Raw genomic sequence first — 20,356 nt, 5'->3', positions numbered from 1 at the left:
ACCATCACTGCATAAAATCCGCCATGATGATCTCCGTATCAAACGGCGTAATCCCTTCCTCCATGGAAAATACCGTATCTGCCTCTTCTGCTTGATCAATCAGCGTCCCTCTCGCCTGTGCATGAAGCATAAACAACTCATGCAGGGTAGGCTTCACCAACGAGGTGAGCGCTCTTCCCATCAGCTCCACCCCTCCGGCATTGGACTCCACATTGTTGGCAAAACGCGGGTCGGAATTCAGGGCGATATCCGTCCAAATCACTTTTCTCTCCACGAGATCCAGAATGACCGGGATACAAATCCGCGTGTTTGCGGCGAGATCAATCTTGTCCTGTACCGTCTGCGGCTCGAAAATTTCTCCCGTCTGTGGCGCCGACCGAATCATCCAGCCTGCGTAGCATTCAGGCAAATCACAATAAGGCTGACTCGAAAACGAATACAGGTTCATTACGACGTATCGACCACCATAGCGGATGACAGAATCAATTCCGATGTCGATGAACTCGCACGCGCCTTCGGGAGCCTCCACAATATCCCCGCTATGGTACGCTTGATACTTGTCGGAACGCAGGTTGGTATAAGAAATATGCTCTATGTACTTCCAGTCTTCGTTATAGAGCACGGCAGACAAATCGATATCGACTCTGCCTGTAGGGACATCGTTGACGATCCCTTCCCTCCACCACAGGAAAAAGCGAATCGTTCCTCCATCCGGGATCGATAGTCGGGAGCCGCGTGCAATCGTGCGCAACGCTTTGCTGGCGGATCGCATCGAAAACGGAACGAGATGCTCCTGTAGCCGCGGATCGATATAGACGTTGCCCAGCGACGGCAATTGGGCAAAACGGTTTAACAACGCTGTCCGGCAAATATCCGCTGCCTTTTGTCTGCTGTCCTCTTGCAAGCCTGGCACTCGGTTTTCGATTGCCTGTACTTTCGCCACTTGCCCTTTCGGAAAAAAGGTACGCCATTCCCCGTAGCTATCCCGTTTGTCGAAGTGATTCATAACTTGCAAAAGAACTGGAGTTGATACACCATCCGCAATTTTCTCGAAGGCAGTAAGGACTGGACTCCCCTGCTCCGTCAAACGCAACAAATGATCCAGACGACGGGCAAATTCCCCTGGACGTTGTTTAAGCAGCTTGATCGCCGTATTCAAATCCGCACGGACCAGCGCCTGCTCTACTTGGCTATTGAACGTCTCGATCTTGTGATTGTTGCGCAAAATATCGAATGCTTCTGCCGCTTTCGGATAGCGATCCTTATATTCAAACGGATGTAAGATTTCCCCAAGACGAATCCATCTGTTTTTGTAACGATTCATGTCTTCTACGATATTCGAGCTGGCTTCCAGCAGGCTAAGGAGCAGTCTTCTTTCCCCGCGTTTGAACTTGCGAAATTTTGCAGGCTCTGCCAAGCTCACATCTCCATCAGACAGCGCCACTGCCAGACGCAATACATCTGTTGCGGTCTTGTAATAGTGAGCAAAAAAAGCAGCAGGAAGCTTGTCATATTTGAGCAGCAGGCTAGCAGCGATCGCCACGTTTTCCTTTTGAGGAATCTCTGTTGGCAGAGCTTCTGCGACTCCTTCATAGGCCTGAATCAAGCCCTCCAAGTCTTCCTTGTCAGTAGCGGACAGCGAGCTATTGGCACGCAGCAAGTTCATTCCTATATGAAGCAGCTCTTCGTCTGTGCCCAAATGAATCAGCTTCAGGCGAGATTCTCTTAGCAAAGGCAAACGTTTTTTCACTTCGTGCACAGGAAGGTCCAACGTCAAATAATGAATGATCGCATTTACAAAAAGCTCACTCTCGCTAGCCTCCATGACTTGCTTAGGAAAATTCGGATACATCGGCTTGTACTGGCGGGATGCCCCGATCTTTACTTTTAGCACAGCTACCACATCCGAATAGAGCGCAAAAAACTCTCCTTCCGACAGCGTCCGGATTTTTTCTAGCAATTCCAGGGAAAAGGTATAGCCCAAGCTCTCTATATTACGCAAAGCCGCAGCTAAATAAGAGGTAGGCAGTTCATGCTGCCCCTGATGTACGATGATTTGATTTTTTCGGCGAAGGTAGATTTGATTTTTCATTGGCATCACGAAAAAAATCAGGAAACCTTTCGCTTAGAAGGAAGGTGTACAATAGCCTGATTTTTTATTCCTTTTTGTAATTTTTAACCATCTTACTTCAATTCTCCCTGCTGGTAAAGTTCTCCCTCAGGAACGAGACATAAATCCGTCCCCAGTCCTAATTCAATTTCATTCCGCTGCCCGTTATTCCGCATTCTTCATCCCTGTAAAGTGAGTAGCAGAGTACCAAAACTTTACTGGAGGGAGAACTCGATTCATGAAGCCATCTGTTATGAAAAGTCATTCAGCACCCCCTTTCTTTCAAGGGGAGAAATGGTTAGTGTATACCGGCTTGCTCGGCTTCTTACTCGCTGGCATATGCGCAATCTGGGTCATGCTTCACGGAGGACCCGTCGCTCCTAATGGCGATGTCTCGAAAGCGTTTTCCTTTAATGCCGCACTCGGAATATTTTTATTGACGACAGCCGCAATCATTCCGTTATCTGCCTTGGGTACACGAAGTAGAGCTTTCTTTCGCTGGTCTTATATCTTGCTTGCTTTCTATTCTTACGGAGCAGAAACCGTACAAAACTTCCGCGGTGTGGACCCGAGGTTCGTCAAAAATGGTACACCCTTCGACGTCGCAGTTGGTTCCATTTTTACTTTTGTGGCTCTTCTCCTGGTCCTCTTTTATGTCTTCATTGCCATTCAGTTTTTCCGCAGAAAAGCTTATTCCCTACACCCAGAGCTGGCCGTTGGCATCCGCTATGCAATGATTGCGATTATGCTCTCGTTTGCGGCAGGCCTCTGGATTTCATTCAACTATGGTCGAGTGGTCGGAGAGGAAGGGAATATCATTTGGCTCCATGGCATTGGTTTTCATGCTCTGCAAGCAGTACCTTTAGTCGCTTGGTTAGCGGAACGTAAAAAGCATGTATCCACTGCTCGTACTGGATTTATCCATCTCACAGGCATCGCCTACTTGCTCGGTTTAGCTGCAATCGGCTGGCAAACCTGTCTCGGTCGTGCTGTTTTGGAAATGTCCGCATTTCCGATTATCGCCGCCTGTTGTTTCTTGGTTTCCTTTATTCCAATCGTTTTCTTCCTTCTCCAAAAGAACGATGCAAAAAAGCTCCACACTTCTGATATTCATAACTAATTGATTCTCCTTATCATTCGTGATACTTTGTTACCAGTACCTGACATACGGTATCAGAAACGAGGAGATCGGATCTATGACAGCACGTATTGGACTTCCTGCACCTGATTTTACGATGGACACCGTGACATTTGACAACGGATTTCCCCTGCCAAAGAGCTTGGTAGACTATCGTGGAAAATGGCTTCTTTTGTTCTTTTATCCGTTTGACTTTTCGAAAGTATGCCCGACCGAAATTCTCAGCCTCAATCGCCGGATTAAGGAGTTCACGGATTTAAATGTCGAGGTGCTTGGCATTAGCGGCGACAGCATACATACACACAAAGCATGGATGAGAGCGAGTGAAGGCATCGGTCCACTCTCCTTCCCGCTCGCTTCTGACTACAGCAAAGAAGCGACCATGGCATACGGTGTGCTGGACGAAGCAACCAAAGCTCCGCTGCGCGGCAGCTTCATCATCGATCCAGAAGGCATCCTGCAATACGCAGTCATCTCCAACTCCAAGGTTGGCAGAAGCGTAGACGAGACGCTCCGTGTGATCGAAGCTCTGCAATCAGGCGGATTGTGCCCAATGGACTGGAAGCCTGGGCAAAACACAATCTCCTAATCCTAGACATAAACAAAGGCCGCATGATCACTTGAACAGGATCATACGGCCTTTTTCATTTTTGGCATAAAAAAATCAGGAAAGCAGTACCCCTAATATCGGATTGGGTTAGAAGGAAGGTGTACTATAGCCTGATTCTTTCACCATACCATTATTTATCTTCTTTGTAAATACTTATCCAGACGCGACCGGGTACGGAAACAAGTCAACCACACGCACAGTCTCCCCGCTTTCGTTGGTAAACACGACATGCTCTCTCCGAAGCTCGGTCGGACTCTCCAAACCACATGCTGCCGCCAGCGAGAACAAGCCTTCCCTCAACTGCAAAATATAGTTCATGACACGCCACTGCTTTTCTGCTGGAACCAGCGCCTCCTGATATTTGGAATCCGTCGTAGTGACTCCTGTCGGACATTTACCTGTATGGCATTGCATCGCCATGATGCAGCCAGTTGCAATCATGAAGCCTCGCGCGGAGTTGACGCAATCCGCCCCCAATGCCATGGCGATCGCTACTTTGTCAGGAGTAACGAGCTTGCCGGAAGCAAAAATCCTGATGCGGTCCCGGACACCAAATTTCCGCATCGTATCATCGAGAATGATGAGCGCGGCGAACAGTGGCAAGCCCATGCCATCTGCCATTGCCTTGAACATTGCGCCTGAACCGCCCTCTGAGCCGTCAACCGTAATGAAATCCGGGTAAATGGACAGCTCCAGCATTTTCTCAAAAAAATGCTCCAACCGCTTTGGATCGCCGACGACGATTTTCACCCCCACCGGCTTGCCTCCTGCCTCCTGCAAACTACCGATGAAACGCAAGGCTTCATCCGGATTGCTGAGGAACTCGAAGCGGTTCGGTGAATTGACTGTTTGTCCCACAGGTACCAGCCTTGCTGCTGCGACTTTTTCCGTGACCTTGGCGCCCTCGAGATGCCCTCCGCGTATTTTGGCCCCTTGATGAAATTTCAGTTCGAACGCTTTGATGTTCGGGATGCTTGCCTTTTTCTTGAATTCTTCGATTGAAAACTTGCCCTTGTCATCACGGAAACCAAACATCCCAGGCCCGATTTGCGAAATAATATCTACACCTGTAGAGAGGTGAACTTCTGCAACGCCACCCTCTCCTGTATTGATCCAAGAGCCCCCTGCCATACGTGCGCCATACCCAGTGGACATGATATAGTTTTCTCCCACTGCCCCAAAGGAGGTAGCTGAGGCACCGAACATCCCTTTTAGCCGCCAGGGCTGCCTTCTGTTTTCTCCCACGACAATGACATCCTCGTCATGCAGCATCCACGGCTTAACCTCTTCCTCGATAAACTTTTCTCTTCTTGTAAACAGTCCTTCATGGGTAATCTCATACCTTTTGCCAGGAACGACTTTCTCGTTATCTACCCGCAGCTCACTCGTCAGCCTCGGGAACATCGCATTGGACAAATAGAAGCCGGGCTCCTCGTAATCGCGTTTTCCACCAAACGAGATCAGGTCGGTCCTGTACTTGGCCGCATAAACCATTCCGACAAAGTCAGAACGGGAGAACGGCTTCCCTTCTGTATCCGATTCAAACCAATACTGGCGAAACTCAGGCCCGAGCTTTTCCAGCAAATAACGCATCCAGCCCAAAAAAGGATGGGAACGAATAATGGAGTGCTTCGGCTGTTTAGACAGGGCGTACATATAACCAAAAAATACAATCGGTGGTAGAAGAAGGATGATGATAATGACGCATAACAGAGTAGGTACCACTTGTGCTTACCCTCCCCAAACACAATATTCTAGTAAATCATGTCAAGGATAGGATGCAACAAGTTCTCTGTTTTTAATCGTATTTCTCATCATCCTCCCGAATTTGTCCATCTACGATCAATTCCAGCTCCGTCTCAAAATTCAGCATGATTTCTACAGGCAGCTGCTCTGCAACCTCTGCCATGTCCGGAAGAAGCAATGCATCCTCTACCGTATCAGGCTTCGTCTCCAACTGATCGTACCACTCGCGAATGTGATCCATCATGCGGTAAAACGAAGCCTCAAACTGATTCGCATCGTCCTCCGCGTCGTCCTCGTCGCTCTTTTTCATCCGATTCCAAAATTCCAGCGTCGTGCGCAGTGCTTTCTCTATGTTTGTATCCATTTATCGTCTCTCCTTTTCGTCTCTTCCTTCTCTCTCCTTTAGTATGACCGCTTCGATTGTACAATGCCACCTCAGGTGTAAACCTCTCGATCCTTCCATTTTTTCATAATCGTTGCGTTTTTTGACACGTTTTATAGCCCGGTTGAGTCATACGAAAATGATAAGAGGCTGTTATCCTAAATGTAGCTAGCAGCCGATGATCCGGCAATAAACAAGAGAGCTCTCTAGTGGAATAGGGGAGGATGCACCCTGTCATTACGATGGAACAATCGAAAATTATCTCTCCCGCTACTTTTCGTCTCCGTCATTTGTATCGTTGCTCTACAGCTGCCTATCGCAGCAAAGGCGACGCCTGCGGATACTGACTCCTTGCAGGCGATGATTGATCAAGCACGCCCCAACGATACCGTTATCATCCCGTATGGTTTGTACAAAGGTCCGATCCGCATTACCAAGCCGATTCAATTGGTAGCCAATGATCCAGTGAAGATCATCAATCCGACCGAGGAAGAGGCAACACTCACAATTGAAAGCGACAATGTGAGCGTGCAAGGAATCCATATCGTGGACAAGCGAATCAACAGTGACGTAGCCGCTCTTGTCATCCGTGGCGATCAAAACTTCCTGGAGAATGTCATCGTTGAAACGAAAGGGATCGGTATTCAATTACGGCAAGCAGACTACAACACGCTGCATAACGTTCAAGTCATCGGAAAAATCAAAGGTGATGGCAGCCCAACGACCAGTTCTGGACATAATCACGGAGCACAGCCTGAAGTAAAGCCAAAGCAAACGGAAAAAGCCAGACGAGGAAACGGAATCGACGTGCGTGAATCGGATCATAACCGTTTCATTAAAAATCAGGTGACGAATGTCGAAGATGGTTTTTACGTCGAAAATAGCGATCGAAACCATCTGGAACAAAATCTGGTGACGAGCTCGCGGTACGGCTATCATTTCATGGGCACCTCTGATACGACGGTCATCAACAACATTGGAATGGAAAATGTGACAGGCTCCCAGCTTATGGAGTCGCGCAAATTGACGGTTACCGGGAATCAATTTTTGAAACAGCAAAAAAATCCTGGTTCGCAAGGAATTCTTCTCATTACCGTACAGGATACGCTGATTGCAAACAACACGATTGAGGGGAACCGCGTTGGACTGTATTTAGAGCAATCATCCGGTATTACAGTCAAAAACAATTTACTCAGTCTCAACTTTATCGGCATGCAGTTTTTGTCCTCTTCTGACAACGTATTAACCGATAATCAATTCGTCTCCAACGTCATCCAAGCGCAAGCCCAGGATAGTCAGAACAACAACTTAAACAAAAACTACTGGGACAATCTGCAAGGACTCGATGTGAACGGGGATTCTCGCAGTGATTTGCCGTACGAGATGAATCCTTTTTACCTAGGTTTGACCGAAGCGGTTCCTGCCTATCAGTTGTTTTTCCAAGCCCCTGGATTTGTGTTTCTGGAAGGCTTGTTTACAAGTGGGGCCGGCTCAGCAATCAAGGACGCATCTCCTTTAATGCAACCCTCGGACACCGTGCTCATTGAAGCCGGGCAAACGAGCAGTTGGGGTGCAGGCATTCTTGGACTTATCTTGTTAGTAGGAAGCTGTTCCATCATTTATATAGGAGTGAGAAAATCATGAACAAAATGAAAAAATGGGGTACAACAATCGGAGCAATTCTCGGCATTAGCCTGCTTATGGTCGGCTGCGGAAGCGAAGAGCCAAAACCTGTGGATATCGCAGAAGGCGTAGACAAATGCGACCTTTGCAAAATGCATGTCCCTAACGATCACAATGCTACTGAAATCGTCTTAAAAGATGGAAAAGCACTGAAGTTCGATGATCTCGGCTGCATGAACAACTGGACGAAAGAGAATGGAACCGATAACGTGGCTGTACAATTTGTCCGCGATTATTACACAGCAGAATGGACAAAAGCAGAGAAAGCTACCTACGCTTACGACAAAGACTTCAAAACGCCAATGACATACGGCATCTATTCTTTCAAAGAGAAGTCCGCTGCAGACAGCTTCGTTCAGGAACAAAAGAAAGGTATTGTCATGAGTGCGGATGAGTTGAAAAATCATAGCTGGGAAAATGGCATGAGCAAACACATGAACAAAGACGGTCATTCTTCCGAAGGTCAACATAATGGCGGTCACGAAAGCAAGCCAGCCGATCACGGCAGCAATAGTACTACCCCAACCACACATAACTAACAGAGGGAGTGGAGTCTTTGCACATCAATCTGATTGCCAAACGAGAAGTGAAGGTAGGCTTTCGCAATCCATGGTCCTACTCGTTTATGGCTCTGTTCTCCCTGTTTAGTTTGGGGCTCTTGATTATCCAATCGCAGTCCTACATGAAGGGTTATACGTATACGACAGGTACCATGCTGAATCTGATTTTGTATTTGCTGCCACTGATGACGATGCTTCTCTCCTCTTTTTCCTTGACGGCGGAAAAAGAAGAGGGAAGCTGGCAGCTCCTCTCTACCTACTCCATGACGACCTTTTCGTTTTTGGTGGGGAAATATTTGGGACAAGCACTCGTGTTGGTTGCGATCGTCAGCTTCGGGTATGGGTTGTCTGGTGTAGCTGGTATGCTGTTAGGAAAAAGCTTTGCATTCTCGACACTTTTGTTTTTGCTTGCCTTTTCCATCTGTCTCATTCTTTTATTTTTGGGAATTGCCATGCTGATTGGCGCCATTAGTAAAAACCGTTGGCAGGCTTTGACGATGGGAGTCAGCATCTGGTTCTTCTATATTCTGGCATGGCCTACTCTTCTCATCTCTGTGCTCAGCTTCGTCCCTTATACATGGATCAAGCCTCTGCTTCAGCTCGCAACGTTTCTCAACCCGGCGGAGTTTGTACGAATCTTTTCCGTTGCCAGATTAGGCGGTGGCTCGATCTTTGGACCTGAATACTACAAATGGGTGTACTGGGCTGATTCTCCGCTTGGTGATCTCATCTTTGTCGCACTCAGTCTGCTCTGGATCAGTGCGACCTTGTTCATAGCCATCCGGGTATGGGAAAGAAGGTAATGCAATGAATACGTTAGGACTTACCATCGACCAGGTCACTAAGGAAATCAATGGGAAAACAATCGTCCACCCATTCAGTATGAACATTCCACCCGGCCAAGTCGTCGCCCTATGCGGCGGGAACGGCGCAGGGAAAAGTACGATTCTGCGGATGCTGGTCGGTATTCTCCCGCCTTCTTCGGGAACCATTCAGCTCAACGGGTTAAACTGGAATGATAATCGCGTAGAGTATCTTCAAGAAATCGGTTATATGCCGGATCACTTTACGTTTTCTGCCGGACTTACCGCGAGAGAAACGCTCGAGTTTTACGCTTCCCTGCGCAATCGCACCGCCGAAGAGGCGGATCGGCTGCTGAAAATGGTGGGGCTGCATGAAGTGAGAAACAAACGAGTGTCTCAGTTCTCCAAAGGCATGCAGCAGCGTCTCTTGTTTGCCCAAGCGATATTGGCAAAGCCTGCACTCGTCGTTCTCGATGAACCGACCAACGGACTCGATCCGTATTGGATGGATGCATTTGTCGATCTCGTGCGGGAAGTAAAGCTTGCGGGTCAATCCGTTCTCTTTACGACACACCAGTTGCAGGTGGCAGATGCGGTAGCGGATCGGGCCATTTTCTTGATGAATGGGAAAATCGTGCGTGATGGGTCGATAAAGGAGTACCAGCAGCAGTATGGGGCAATTGGTTTGTATGGTGCTTTTTCCGAGCTTGTGAATCAGGCAAAGGCATGAATAAAAAAACGCGGGAGATTTGATCGATTAGATCGACTCCCGCGTTTTTGCTATTTATAGCGCCTTCGCTTCCATATAAAAGACCGATAAAAACTTTTTCACACTAATCCGGCACTTCGTCGTTTTTTCGCCCGCCTCCAGCTCTTGCATCCGTTGGCGAATTTCTTGAAAGTCAAACAGGCGTGGTGCAAAGTGTTCAAAGGTCGGGTTGGCATAGTCGGTCAACCCCAATGAGGAAAGATGCGTAAAGGCTTGCAGGACCATCCGGCGAATCCGTTGTTCCATGGCACGCACCTCTTTGGTAATGCCATGCTCATTCAGGCTGGCATGCACCTTCAGCAGAATTTGTGTGTACAGCTCCTTGAGCTGCAATTCGTGCAGCTTATCTCCCTGCCGCTCATCCTGTACGAGCCATTCCATGATCAATAGCAGATCGGGAGCCCCGGCTTCACCTGCGATCCCTAGCTGCAACAGCAGCTTTCTCGCTTTTTGTGCCAGAATATCCTGATCGGATGACTGACTTTTCAAGCCGCTGGTATGTGGTTCTTTTGCTTTGACATCCAGGATTTGTAAGGATTTGCGGATGGTTTGCAGAGAGGCTTCCAGCGTCAAGTAATCCGATACCCGCTTTAGCACAGCCATGACTTCAAGGCGGTTGATCGGCTTTTGAATAAAGGTATCAATTCCTTGCAAATAAGCCTCCCCGATCATTTCCTTGTTCTCCACCTGTGACACCATAATGAAGCGGCCCGCGAAGCCATCTGCCTGCAACTTTTTGATCGTTTGAATGCCATCGAGTCCCGGCATCAACAAGTCGATCAAAATGACATCGACCCCATACAGTAGATCAATCGAAACGTGACTGCCGTCGCTGGCTTGTCCTACTATTTCACCCAACCCGCTGTCTTGAATAATCCGTTCGAGCATGCGGCGCACTACGGCATCATCTTCAATTAAAAAGAAACGTATCATTGCTTACACTCCCTCCTTTCCGAGCAATTGGTCAGTCGGAATTTGCACTTCTAAGTGTGTCATTTGCTTCTGATCAGGTAAAATACGTAGGCTTCCTTGTAGGCTTTGGACAATTCCTCGGGCATGCGTCAGTCCAATTCCGGTAGATGCATTTCCCTTTTCATCGTATTTCGTCGTATACCCGGGCTGAAACACCCATTCCTGCTCTTCCAGCGGGATTCCCGGACCACTGTCAAGTACACTGAACACCAGATGACGATGAATCAGCTTCACATTCAGCTCAATCCGTCCCGACGTGGGAATCGCCTCTACTGCATTGGCTACCAGGTTGTTTAGCACGGAGAGCAGCGCATAGATTTGGCTGGTAGACAGGTTGATGTTACAGCTCCACTCGATTTGAATATCCTTTCCCAACATCTCGGCGTATTTCTGATTCGCCCGAGCAACCAGCTCACACAGCTCTTTGATCGGCAGCTGTGGTGCTAGTCCCTCCTGATTGATTAGCTTGGAAATCCCCGCCAGCATCCGCTGCGAATCTTTTTTTACTTCATGTACATTCTCGGCAATCGCCAAGGCCGTCGGGGATTCCGCATGCTCCGAGGTGAGCAGACGCCTGTAGAGCTGGTAGCTCTCGCGCGTGATTTCCTCCAAATGCGTCATTGATTTGCGCAAGTAAAAGGCTTCCTCATACAGCTCCGTATTGATCATCCGCAGACGCTCCAGCTCTTGCTGACGCACCTCTCCCACTGCCCGCAACTGCCTGATTGAAAAGCTGTTGTACAAACCAACAGCAAAAAAGCTGCGCAAGACCCCAAAGAAGAGAAGCATCAAAAAGCTCTGCCAAGTGATCGGCGGAAAATCAGTGAAATACTGTCGCACTTGGATCTCTACCACATTGGAGATGAAATCAATAGATGCACCTATCAGCCCTAACCATAGTGGGAACTCGCGATACCTTCGCGCACGGAGCAAATAAAACAGAACCGTAAAGCTGAAATAGTAAAAGGCGGAGGGAAGATGAGCAGCCACACTCTCCATGTATGGACGGTACGCAAAAAAGACATCCATACCGACGCGAAATCCGAAGATAAACGTCCCTGTAAAAAAACCCGTCAGCAATACAGGTACGGACGAAAACCACAGCAATCCGAAAAAGAAAGCAGCGATGCCCAAGGAAAAACGAAAAGACCCTCCTACGGGGTTTACCTTCATCTCTCCAAAAAAAGCAGTTGCCAGCATGATAATAAACAGGATCAAAAGGCGTTCTCGCATAGCTGCTCCTTTCACACGGAAAAAGATCTCCTATTCTTATTTTACTAAGAATCGGAGATCTGCAAAGATAAAACGCTTACGCGTGCTTATTTTCCAGTCGCTTGGAGACGACTGACAGGGCGTAGTTGACGACAAAGTACATCACTGCCACCATCAGGAAGGTCGGAATAACGTAGTTAACATTGCGTCCGTTGATGATTTGCGCATGGTTCATCAGCTCTGGCAAAGCGATTACGACAGCCAGCGACGTATCCTTCAAGAGCGAAATGAATTGGCTCACAATCGGCGGAACCATCCTTCTGAGAGCCTGTGGAAGGACAACATGCCACAGTGTCTGGACATAATTCAGACCTGAGGAACGTGCAGCTTCAATCTGTCCTTTTTCGACCGAATTTAAACCGCTTCGCACGATTTCCGATAACATCGCTGCTTCGAAAATAACCAACGCCAGAACAGCGGCCCAAAACTTGTCCAGCTTGATTCCCACTTCCGGGAGAGCAAAATACGTAAAGAAAATAATCAACAAGAGCGGCAAATTGCGAATCAGCTCTACGATTGTCCCGAGAACTTGTGAGACTCCAGGAATTTTTGCGTAACGCAAAACCCCTACGATAATCGCAATCGTAAAACTGAAGACAATTGACAAGAAAGCGACCTGCAAAGTGACCAAAAAGCCTTCGAGCAGGAAGGTCAAATGACTGGGCGCATATGCTCCGGTAAAGTCCATGATGTCCCCTCCTCCTTAGCGGCTTCCAGCCAAGCGTCGCTCCAAATAACTGACGAACGCGCTCAACGGAAGGGTCAGAATCAGATAGAAAACAGCTACAAAGATGTACACATCAAAGGTAACAAACGTATCAGCGGAAATCAGATCTCCATAGTACATCAGGTCAAGACCTGCAATCACACCTAATACCGAGGAGTTTTTTACGAGATTGATAAACTGGTTGCCCATCGGCGGGATCACGACCTTGATCGCTTGCGGCAAAATGATATAGCGCATCGTTTGTCCGTACGTCAATCCCGAGGAACGAGCGGCTTCTGTCTGTCCTTTTGGAATCGCCTGAATGCCTGCGCGGATCGTCTCTGCGATAAATGCTGCGGTATACACTGTCAAGCCAAGCGTACCTGCAATAAAAGGCTCCAGTATGATACCAATGGCCGGCAAGCCCACAAAAAAGAGGAAAACAACTAGAATCAACGGGATATTACGCACAAACTCGATGTAAGCCGTAGCGATCCACTTGAGTGGTCGAATCGGAGAAATCCGAAAGATCGCAAAGAGCGTCCCTAGTACAAAGCTCCCAACGAGAGCAAGCAGGCTCGCCTGCAAGGTATTCCAAAAGCCTTTGAGATACATATCCATGTGATCAAACAAGATAGAAAAATCGATCATCTCTTATGCGATCCTCCTTGTGTGCAAAATTCTGTTGGGGATATAAGGGAATGAGCGGCAGAGTAAACCGCTCATTCTTTATGGAGTCGAACCGCATTATTTTTTAGGTTTTGTTCCGATCCATTTTTCGTAAATCTTGTCGTATTCACCGTTTTCTTTCATTTCTTTCAGCAGATCGTTCACGGTTTTCACGAATTCAGCGTCACCCTTGCTGATTGCAATACCGTATGGCTCTTCCGTGAAGGTCTCTTCTGTTACACGGTAGTTCGGATCTTGCTTCGCCATGCCGTACAGGAGAGCGTTATCAGTTGTCAGCGCGTCACCTTGACCAGCTTTGAGTGCTGTGAAGGCTTCCGCGTAGTTTTCGAATTCCAGTACTTCTACGTCAGGAGCACTCGCTCTGATGTTTTTCGCAGAAGTAGAACCTTTTGCGGTCACGATTTTCATGCCTTTTTGCATGTCTTTCAGACCGTTAATTGGGCTGTCCTTTTTCACCAAGAAAGATTGACCTGCCAGGAAGTACACGTCAGAGAAGTCTACTTCTTTTTTACGGTCTTCTGTAATGGTCATCGTTGCGATGATCGCGTCAATTTCTCCGTTTTTCAGCATCGGAATACGCGTTTTGGAGGTTACTTCCTTCAGCTCAATTTTGTTTTCGTCCCCGAGTACTTTCTTTGCGATCGCTTTCGCAATATCGATATCGAAGCCTTCTACATTTCCGGTTGCCGGGTCTTTCAAGCCGAACAAATTCAGGTCGTACTTCACTCCGACTACGAATTTGTCTCTTTCTTTGATTTTTGCCAATGTGCCTGTTCCTGCTGCAGCTGGTGTACCTTTTGCGCCGCCTTCTGTTGTACTACCCCCACCACAGCCTGCCAACGCAGTTGCGCTCAGCATCAGAACGAGACCCATACCTGCTACCTTTTTCCACAGCTTGTTTGCTTTCATCTGAATACCCCTTTTCTCTATCGTTTTCTTTTTTTAGTGATTCAAAATCCGACTCAAGAACAAACGCGCACGTTCTTCACGCGGACTTGCGAAAAACTCCTCTGGTGTCGAATCTTCGAGAATCGTGCCCTGATCCATAAACACGATGCGATCTGCGACTTCGCGGGCGAAGCCCATTTCATGCGTCACGACCACCATCGTCATGCCTTCCTTCGCCAGCTTCTTCATGACATCGAGCACTTCTCCGATTGTCTCGGGGTCCAGTGCAGAGGTCGGTTCGTCAAACAGCATGATTTTTGGTCGCATGGCCAGTCCGCGCGCAATTGCTACGCGTTGCTGTTGACCGCCAGATAGTTGCGTTGGGAACATTTCCGCCTTTTCCGGAATCCCTACCTTTTCCAAATAGTAGAGAGCCGTTTCTTCGGCTTCCTTCTGCGATACGCCCAGTACCTTGGTTGGTGCCAGCGTAATGTTTTGCAGTACGGTCTTGTGCGGGTATAGATTGAAGTGCTGGAACACCATGCCGATGTCCCGACGCAGCTTGTTGATATCGGTGTTTTTACCGTTCACTTTCACCCCGTCTACCACTAGCTCTCCGTCTGTAACCGTTTCCAATCTGTTGATGCAACGAACCATCGTGCTTTTACCCGATCCTGACGGGCCAATGACCACGACGACTTCTCCCTGGTTGATATGCAGGTTGATGTTCTTGAGGACATGAAAGCTTCCGTAATGTTTATTTACTTGATGAAAACTAATCAACCTTAAATCCCCCTTGCTCTATGTCTTATTTTGTATACTAATGTCGAACTACTCAAAACTACTGAAAAAGACAAAGAAAAGTTTTTCTGTTTAAAATTTTCTAATAACACACAATAAAAAAACGAAGTGAACCTCCCAGGCAAATGGGAGCCAATATATTATGTAAGACCTGAATGGAGGCCGGCCTATGAAAGAGGAAAATGTAAAGCCTTGGCTCATCCGGATGCGCCAAGGAGAGGAAGAAGCTTTTCAAGAAGTCTATCGAGCAACTCGCACGTACGCCTACAATCTGATCTATTTTCTGGCGCCACACAAACAGGATGTAGACGACATGATGAGTGAAGTGTACGTGGAGTTGATTCGAAGCATCGACAGGTACGATGTGGAGCAGCCCTTTATCCCATGGTTCAACGGCTTGATTGTGCGGCAGGTTCGCAACTGGAATCGGAGCATTTGGCGAAGATTCCGCCTGCTTGAGCGGGTAAAGGAAAAAGGCTACGAAGCACCTGTTGCAGGTATGGAGGATAAGCTGGGGGCGATCAGTGATGAGCTGGAAGTCATTCCTGCCGTAGAGAAATTATCCTTCAAGCTCAAGGAAATCGTCGTACTGCGTTACTATCAGAACTGTTCCTTGGAGGAAATTGCTGCGATTCTTCAAATCCCGCTCGGAACGGTGAAATCGAGACATCACTTGGCGATGAAAAAGTTGAGAGAGCATTTTGAGCATCGAATCAATCCTGAGGAGGCATCTTTTCATGTTCATTGAAAAAAAGCTGAGAAATGAGTATGAGTTGGCAGCAGGGAAGGTCCACATTGATCCTGCATTGGATAGCAAAATCGAACGATTAGCCAAAAAGGAGTTCGCTGGCAAGCGGCGTTTGCACAAAGGAATGCGCTTTCGTCCAAAGCTGGTACATGTTGCAGCAGCGCTCGCCCTGACTACTGGTTTTGGTTATGCGACACACAGCTTGTTGTACAAAATTGATGAAGGCTCTGTCCAAATGGAAGTTCAAGCACGTAAGGATTTTACATTGACACAAATAACCCCTAAAGAAATACGTCTGGAATTGGCAAACGTTGAGAACAAACTGGCAACAGGCGAAACCGCCCTTGTCTATTTCGCAGCGCTTGAAAAAGAGAAGCACCCTCTCTTTCAACAAAACCCCATGATCGGCATCGAAAAGCCGGATGTGGTGAAAGATTGGAAAGCATGGACTGCCGTCCTCAGTGAAGAAGCTTCTCTCTCACATGCCTTGCCACGCCAGCTTCCTGACAGCTTTTCCTTCCTTGAAGGCAAACAGGGTACCCCATACGGTGTCATGATGGGTCAAGAAGGACAGCAGTGGCTGCATGAGCTTCAAGAAGAAAGCAAGGAAACAGGTAAAAATGTCGTATGGAAAGTCGTTCCACAAGCAACTTCTCCTATCGAAGCGTATACCAGTCTGTATGAGAACGAGCAAAAAGAACGTATCTTTGTTACGGTAGAGAAATTCCCGAAAGAACAGCTAGATGTACAATTGAGCACACCAGAAACAACGAAATACGACGCAGTAACTGTCAGCGGAAAAAAAGCGCATTACACGAAAAACGACCAGTTCTTGTTTAGTGAATCCGGTCAGTATCAAGAGCTGTCTTGGTTGGATCAAGATGGAGAGCAACCGATTATGTATCGTATAGCTACCGATTCGCCAACCGTTTCCAAAGAAATGCTTGTCCAGGCTGCAAAAGCAAGCCAGCAGTAACAATATGAAAAGCCAGCCCTCTCTTGCTTTGTATCTGCAAAAGAGGACTGGCTACTTTTTTGTTTGTCATAAGGGATTATCCCCGCAGGCGAGCTTCCCTCTACTGACCCCCACTCAAACCGGGGCCAAACAGCATTCGCATAAACCTTGTTGTTTTGTAAAACAGTAAGCATCGAGAACACTTAATTTCACATAGGAAAGTGGCTGAAAATCTCTTTGTTTTAAACTGGAAGTAGAGGAGAGTAAAAAATGACTCGATTTTTAATCAAAACTGCTGTTAACGGCATTATTGTTGTCGCCTGTTTATGGTTGTTTACAAATGCAACCTGGACCTCCGCTATTTTAACAGCACTCGGCTTGACCGTCATTGCTTATCTGATTGGCGATCAATTGATATTGCGTGCAACCAATAATGTTACGGCCACGATTGCAGATGCAGTGATCGCTGCTATTTACTTATGGGCAGTTGCCAGATGGCTGGATTGGCCATTAAGTTTTGGCGAGTTAATCATTACGGTAGCCCTTTTAGGTGTGGCAGAACTTGTGTACCATCGCTTTTTGGGTATATACGATCATAATCGTATCCAGAAAGAACCCGGTAAATAATTCTCCTCTTCCTTTGAGGGGATATATCCTGTCCCTCATGTAAATCTTATCTTTGGGTTACATCACAAAGTTAGGAGAACCCGAATGGATATCAAAACTCTACTGAGTACTGGGAGGACATTAATGGGTATTTTATCAGGCAATCCGCAAAATGAACCTATGCATTATGGCGAGGTTTTTGGAGTATGGATGTACCTTTCAACAACAAAGGGCTTGCTTGCTAGTTATCAAACAGCGCTCAACCATACTGGTGATCATGATCTGAAAAGCTTCCTTGAAGACATTACGCGAGGCATGAAACAAGAAGTGGAACAGCTGGATGAATTGCTCAAAGTGAATGGGATTGGATTGCCACCAGCACCACCAGATCGCCCTGTAGCGAATCTGGAAAGCATTCCGGCTGGTGCTCGTATGAATGACCCAGAGATCGCTATCGGTGTTTCAAGAGACATTGCAGCGGGATTGGTTGCCTGCAGTCAAATCATGGCTCAATCCATCCGAGAAGATATCGGAATGCTTTTTGGTCAGTACCATGCTGCAAAAGCCCAATTTGGCCTCAGATTGCTCCGCATTTCAAAAGAAAAAGGCTGGTTGGTTCCGCCGCCTCTTCATATGCAAACGCCAGAACTAGTCCATGCCTAAACTGAACGATAAGCACTGCCTGATTGGCAGTGCTTATCGTTTTTAATCTATTTTCGCTAAAGAAATCAAGCCGTTAACGGGTAGCGTGCTCGTACAATTTCTTCGCGAACTCCTCCATCAATTCCCGCTTGGCCAACAGCTTAACCATTCGTTGAGGCAAGCCCTCTACTCCGTAAAAAGCACCTGCCAATTGACCGTAGACAGCTCCCGTCGTATCCGCATCATCCCCGAGATTTACCGCTAGGAACAGGCCTTCTTCGAAAGAACTACTAGAATAAAATGACCAAAGCGCCGCTTCAAGCGAATCGACGACATACCCCGAGCCTTTGATCTCTTTTCTCATTTTCCCTTTATAGGAGCCATTCGCGACTCGGGCGATATCAGGATCCAGCGGTTGCTTTTCCCATAGACCCGCTACTGGAGAAAACGAATCAGTGAGCAACTCCTCTTTCGAAATACCCTGTAGAGCCCCCATAAGCAATGCGCCAAAAAAACGACAGCCGTCTACTGCCTTTGCCGTCGCATGTGTGGTGCGAGAACTTTGCGCACAGTAATCAATGGCGAGCTCTGGTTGTTTGGCATAATAGAGTGCAACTGGTGCTAGCCTCATAATCGAGCCATTCCCTGCCGACATCGGATGATCCGATCCGCTGAATGGATTTTTTGTCTGCTCAAAACGCCACAGCGCTTCTTTGGTGATATTCCCGATATCGAAGCAGTGATCCTTGCAGCTCATATAACCCTCTCGAAACCAGGCTACATATCGGTTCATCTGATCAACCGGATCGAAGCCGTTCTGCGTAATCAAGCTCTCAGCCAGGCACAACGCCATCGACGTATCATCCGTCCATTCTCCCGGCTTTAAATCGAACGGTCCTCCGCCGACCATTTCTGTAAGTGGCTGGAAGGTATCCGGTTTGCGAAATTCTAAAGTAGTGCCGAGTGCATCTCCAACGGCTAATCCTAGCAAACTCCCAGCATAGCGGTCACGCAGTTCCACGCCTATCCACACCTTTTTTTCAGAATTATCTGTTCATATCAAACAAAGCATCTGGCAATAACATTTTGACCGACAAATTGTTCGCTCAATTCATCTGTCGCTACCTTTTCTTCTGTGCTCGCAAGCGTGATAATCTGCGGCAAAACCAGCTTGTAACGGTCCTCCATCACGGTTTCAAGAACGTACTGTTCCACTTCGTCCCACAAAAGAATTCCTGCTAAAATTCTGGTCTCCACACAGATCCCCTCCATTTTTTTCTCTTTTGAATATGTACGAAAGACGGGTACAATGACCCGCCTTCTAGTGCCTTACATAATGTGTAATGTGTATACTTACTGCTCTTTTTTCAGGCGTGCATCCAGAACAAAGTTGCCGAATGGCAGTAATGAAGCGATAAAAGCCCCAATCACTTTCAAGAAGGACCACTTATTGGTTATTGTAACATGTGCCAGCGCCAAAATATACAGGACAAAAAACAATCCATGAAGCGAACCGGCAATTTTAACTGCAGCCGGGTAATCCATAAAATACTTAAGCGGCATAGCAATCCCGAGAAGTACCAAATACGAGACGCCTTCGATCAGGCCGATGAGACGGAAGCGTCCGAGGGCAGAGTTCATCATGTGCGGGTACCATCCTTGCCATTGAAATTACCACTATTATAAACGAAAAACTATCATAATGTTGAAAATAGTCCAATGTTCATAATAAATTCAAAATCAACGGCCCCACGCTTCTTCTCGGATGCGTTCCATCCAGCGCATCTCTGCGTGCAAATGCTCAACGGCACCGATCAGAATCGCTCGTGCTCCCCAGCTAAGCCTCTCTCTTTTTTCCTCCTGGATCGATTCCAACAATCCAGCTAACCGTCTTACCTCCTGGATATTAACTTCCAAGGCCTCATCCATTTTTTGTGGATCACCATACGAAGCAAAAGTCAGAGCCGCGTAGATCGGATTGGTCAGCTGCATCGGTTTTTGCAGTTCTTCCAAGAGAAGCTGTTGGAATTGCTCTTCGCCTTTTAGTGTGATCCCATACATCTTCTTATCTGGGCGGCTAGTCTCACGAATGACTTCTTTGACCTCAATCATCCCGCTCTTTTCCAGTTGGTCGAAGGCATAGTAGAGGGAACCCTTGGCATATTTCATGTAACAATCCATTCCCCTAGCCTTCACCTGCTGCTGAACCTCATAGGGATGCTTTTCCCCTTCCATCAGCAATCCCAGAACAAGCAATTTTAGACTCATGACGATT

Annotated in this window: 23 protein-coding genes; 10 read left to right on the top strand and 13 right to left on the bottom strand. The window is 47.4% G+C overall.

Annotated features, from left to right (window positions below; translation table 11 throughout):
- Nucleotides 1-4 precede the first annotated feature (4 nt).
- On the bottom strand, nt 5-2,092 hold the full coding sequence (locus ODZ53_RS10725) for a TerD family protein (protein WP_372676913.1): 2,088 nt from the start codon (nt 2,090-2,092) through the stop codon (nt 5-7).
- Nucleotides 2,093-2,348: 256 nt separating this feature from the next.
- Here ODZ53_RS10725 and ODZ53_RS10720 point away from each other — a divergent pair, with 256 nt between their 5' ends.
- Both ODZ53_RS10720 and ODZ53_RS10715 read left to right on the top strand, forming a co-directional pair.
- Entirely contained in the window at nt 2,349-3,230 is an 882-nt protein-coding gene (locus ODZ53_RS10720; RefSeq protein ID WP_372676912.1) for a hypothetical protein, read from the top strand.
- A 76-nt stretch (nt 3,231-3,306) separates the two neighbouring features.
- Nucleotides 3,307-3,837, top strand: coding sequence for a peroxiredoxin (locus ODZ53_RS10715; protein ID WP_012684957.1), 531 nt, complete (start codon nt 3,307-3,309; stop codon nt 3,835-3,837).
- A 174-nt stretch (nt 3,838-4,011) separates the two neighbouring features.
- Here the strand turns inward: ODZ53_RS10715 and ODZ53_RS10710 are convergent, their stop codons facing one another.
- Together ODZ53_RS10710 and ODZ53_RS10705 are read right to left on the bottom strand one after the other, a co-directional pair.
- Nucleotides 4,012-5,583, bottom strand: a complete 1,572-nt coding sequence (locus ODZ53_RS10710; protein ID WP_372676911.1) for an FMN-binding glutamate synthase family protein — start codon at nt 5,581-5,583, stop codon at nt 4,012-4,014.
- 73 nt (nt 5,584-5,656) lie between these two features.
- Complete coding sequence (locus tag ODZ53_RS10705; protein ID WP_199930164.1) at nt 5,657-5,968, bottom strand: hypothetical protein; 312 nt, start codon at nt 5,966-5,968, stop codon at nt 5,657-5,659.
- Between the two features lie 369 nt (nt 5,969-6,337).
- Here ODZ53_RS10705 and ODZ53_RS10700 point away from each other — a divergent pair, with 369 nt between their 5' ends.
- From ODZ53_RS10700 to ODZ53_RS10685, 4 genes are read left to right on the top strand one after another with little or no spacing between them, the layout of a single operon-like run.
- Entirely contained in the window at nt 6,338-7,630 is a 1,293-nt protein-coding gene (locus tag ODZ53_RS10700) for a right-handed parallel beta-helix repeat-containing protein (protein ID WP_372676910.1), read from the top strand.
- Nucleotides 7,627-8,208, top strand: coding sequence for a nitrous oxide reductase accessory protein NosL (locus ODZ53_RS10695; protein ID WP_372676909.1), 582 nt, complete (start codon nt 7,627-7,629; stop codon nt 8,206-8,208). Before ODZ53_RS10700 ends, ODZ53_RS10695 begins: the two co-directional genes overlap by 4 nt.
- Before the next feature lie 17 nt (nt 8,209-8,225).
- Nucleotides 8,226-9,032 carry an ABC transporter permease gene (locus tag ODZ53_RS10690; protein ID WP_064201759.1) on the top strand — a complete coding sequence of 269 codons (807 nt, stop codon included), beginning with the start codon at nt 8,226-8,228 and terminating at the stop codon, nt 9,030-9,032.
- 4 nt (nt 9,033-9,036) lie between these two features.
- Nucleotides 9,037-9,762, top strand: coding sequence for an ABC transporter ATP-binding protein (locus ODZ53_RS10685; protein WP_199930162.1), 726 nt, complete (start codon nt 9,037-9,039; stop codon nt 9,760-9,762).
- Nucleotides 9,763-9,816: 54 nt separating this feature from the next.
- On the opposite strand, the gene ODZ53_RS10680 is transcribed toward ODZ53_RS10685, so the two are convergent.
- The 6 genes from ODZ53_RS10680 to ODZ53_RS10655 all read right to left on the bottom strand — a co-directional run bounded on the left by ODZ53_RS10680 (nt 9,817) and on the right by ODZ53_RS10655 (nt 15,112).
- On the bottom strand, nt 9,817-10,734 hold the full coding sequence (locus ODZ53_RS10680; protein WP_173606136.1) for a response regulator: 918 nt from the start codon (nt 10,732-10,734) through the stop codon (nt 9,817-9,819).
- Between the two features lie 3 nt (nt 10,735-10,737).
- On the bottom strand, nt 10,738-12,006 hold the full coding sequence (locus ODZ53_RS10675) for a sensor histidine kinase (RefSeq protein ID WP_199930315.1): 1,269 nt from the start codon (nt 12,004-12,006) through the stop codon (nt 10,738-10,740).
- A gap of 76 nt (nt 12,007-12,082) precedes the next feature.
- Nucleotides 12,083-12,733: an amino acid ABC transporter permease gene (locus ODZ53_RS10670; RefSeq protein WP_372676908.1), complete on the bottom strand. Its 651-nt coding sequence runs from the start codon at nt 12,731-12,733 to the stop codon at nt 12,083-12,085.
- 15 nt (nt 12,734-12,748) lie between these two features.
- Nucleotides 12,749-13,402, bottom strand: a complete 654-nt coding sequence (locus tag ODZ53_RS10665; protein ID WP_012684946.1) for an amino acid ABC transporter permease — start codon at nt 13,400-13,402, stop codon at nt 12,749-12,751.
- Between the two features lie 96 nt (nt 13,403-13,498).
- On the bottom strand, nt 13,499-14,350 hold the full coding sequence (locus ODZ53_RS10660; protein ID WP_012684945.1) for a transporter substrate-binding domain-containing protein: 852 nt from the start codon (nt 14,348-14,350) through the stop codon (nt 13,499-13,501).
- 33 nt (nt 14,351-14,383) lie between these two features.
- Nucleotides 14,384-15,112, bottom strand: a complete 729-nt coding sequence (locus tag ODZ53_RS10655) for an amino acid ABC transporter ATP-binding protein (protein WP_012684944.1) — start codon at nt 15,110-15,112, stop codon at nt 14,384-14,386.
- Nucleotides 15,113-15,299: 187 nt separating this feature from the next.
- Here ODZ53_RS10655 and ODZ53_RS10650 point away from each other — a divergent pair, with 187 nt between their 5' ends.
- The 4 genes from ODZ53_RS10650 (at nt 15,300) to ODZ53_RS10635 (ending at nt 18,102) form a co-directional block, all read left to right on the top strand.
- Entirely contained in the window at nt 15,300-15,878 is a 579-nt protein-coding gene (locus ODZ53_RS10650; RefSeq protein WP_087344389.1) for a sigma-70 family RNA polymerase sigma factor, read from the top strand.
- Nucleotides 15,868-16,854 (top strand): hypothetical protein, encoded by a 987-nt coding sequence (locus ODZ53_RS10645; RefSeq protein WP_372676907.1) that lies wholly within the window; start codon nt 15,868-15,870, stop codon nt 16,852-16,854. Before ODZ53_RS10650 ends, ODZ53_RS10645 begins: the two co-directional genes overlap by 11 nt.
- A gap of 249 nt (nt 16,855-17,103) precedes the next feature.
- Complete coding sequence (locus ODZ53_RS10640) at nt 17,104-17,460, top strand: DUF2512 family protein (protein ID WP_372676906.1); 357 nt, start codon at nt 17,104-17,106, stop codon at nt 17,458-17,460.
- 123 nt (nt 17,461-17,583) lie between these two features.
- Complete coding sequence (locus ODZ53_RS10635; RefSeq protein ID WP_372676905.1) at nt 17,584-18,102, top strand: DUF3231 family protein; 519 nt, start codon at nt 17,584-17,586, stop codon at nt 18,100-18,102.
- Between the two features lie 73 nt (nt 18,103-18,175).
- On the opposite strand, the gene ODZ53_RS10630 is transcribed toward ODZ53_RS10635, so the two are convergent.
- From ODZ53_RS10630 to ODZ53_RS10615, 4 genes are all read right to left on the bottom strand, one after another.
- Nucleotides 18,176-19,102, bottom strand: coding sequence for an ADP-ribosylglycohydrolase family protein (locus tag ODZ53_RS10630; RefSeq protein WP_372676904.1), 927 nt, complete (start codon nt 19,100-19,102; stop codon nt 18,176-18,178).
- Between the two features lie 38 nt (nt 19,103-19,140).
- Nucleotides 19,141-19,338, bottom strand: a complete 198-nt coding sequence (locus tag ODZ53_RS10625) for a hypothetical protein (RefSeq protein ID WP_286176788.1) — start codon at nt 19,336-19,338, stop codon at nt 19,141-19,143.
- Between the two features lie 96 nt (nt 19,339-19,434).
- On the bottom strand, nt 19,435-19,725 hold the full coding sequence (locus ODZ53_RS10620; protein WP_064201748.1) for a DUF3817 domain-containing protein: 291 nt from the start codon (nt 19,723-19,725) through the stop codon (nt 19,435-19,437).
- Nucleotides 19,726-19,821: 96 nt separating this feature from the next.
- Nucleotides 19,822-20,349, bottom strand: coding sequence for a PadR family transcriptional regulator (locus ODZ53_RS10615; protein ID WP_142495256.1), 528 nt, complete (start codon nt 20,347-20,349; stop codon nt 19,822-19,824).
- Nucleotides 20,350-20,356 lie beyond the last annotated feature (7 nt).

This window comes from Brevibacillus sp. BD137, assembly GCF_041644655.1.
GTDB classification, from domain to species: domain Bacteria; phylum Bacillota; class Bacilli; order Brevibacillales; family Brevibacillaceae; genus Brevibacillus; species Brevibacillus brevis_D.
This window is presented reverse-complemented; position numbering and strand designations above follow the sequence as displayed.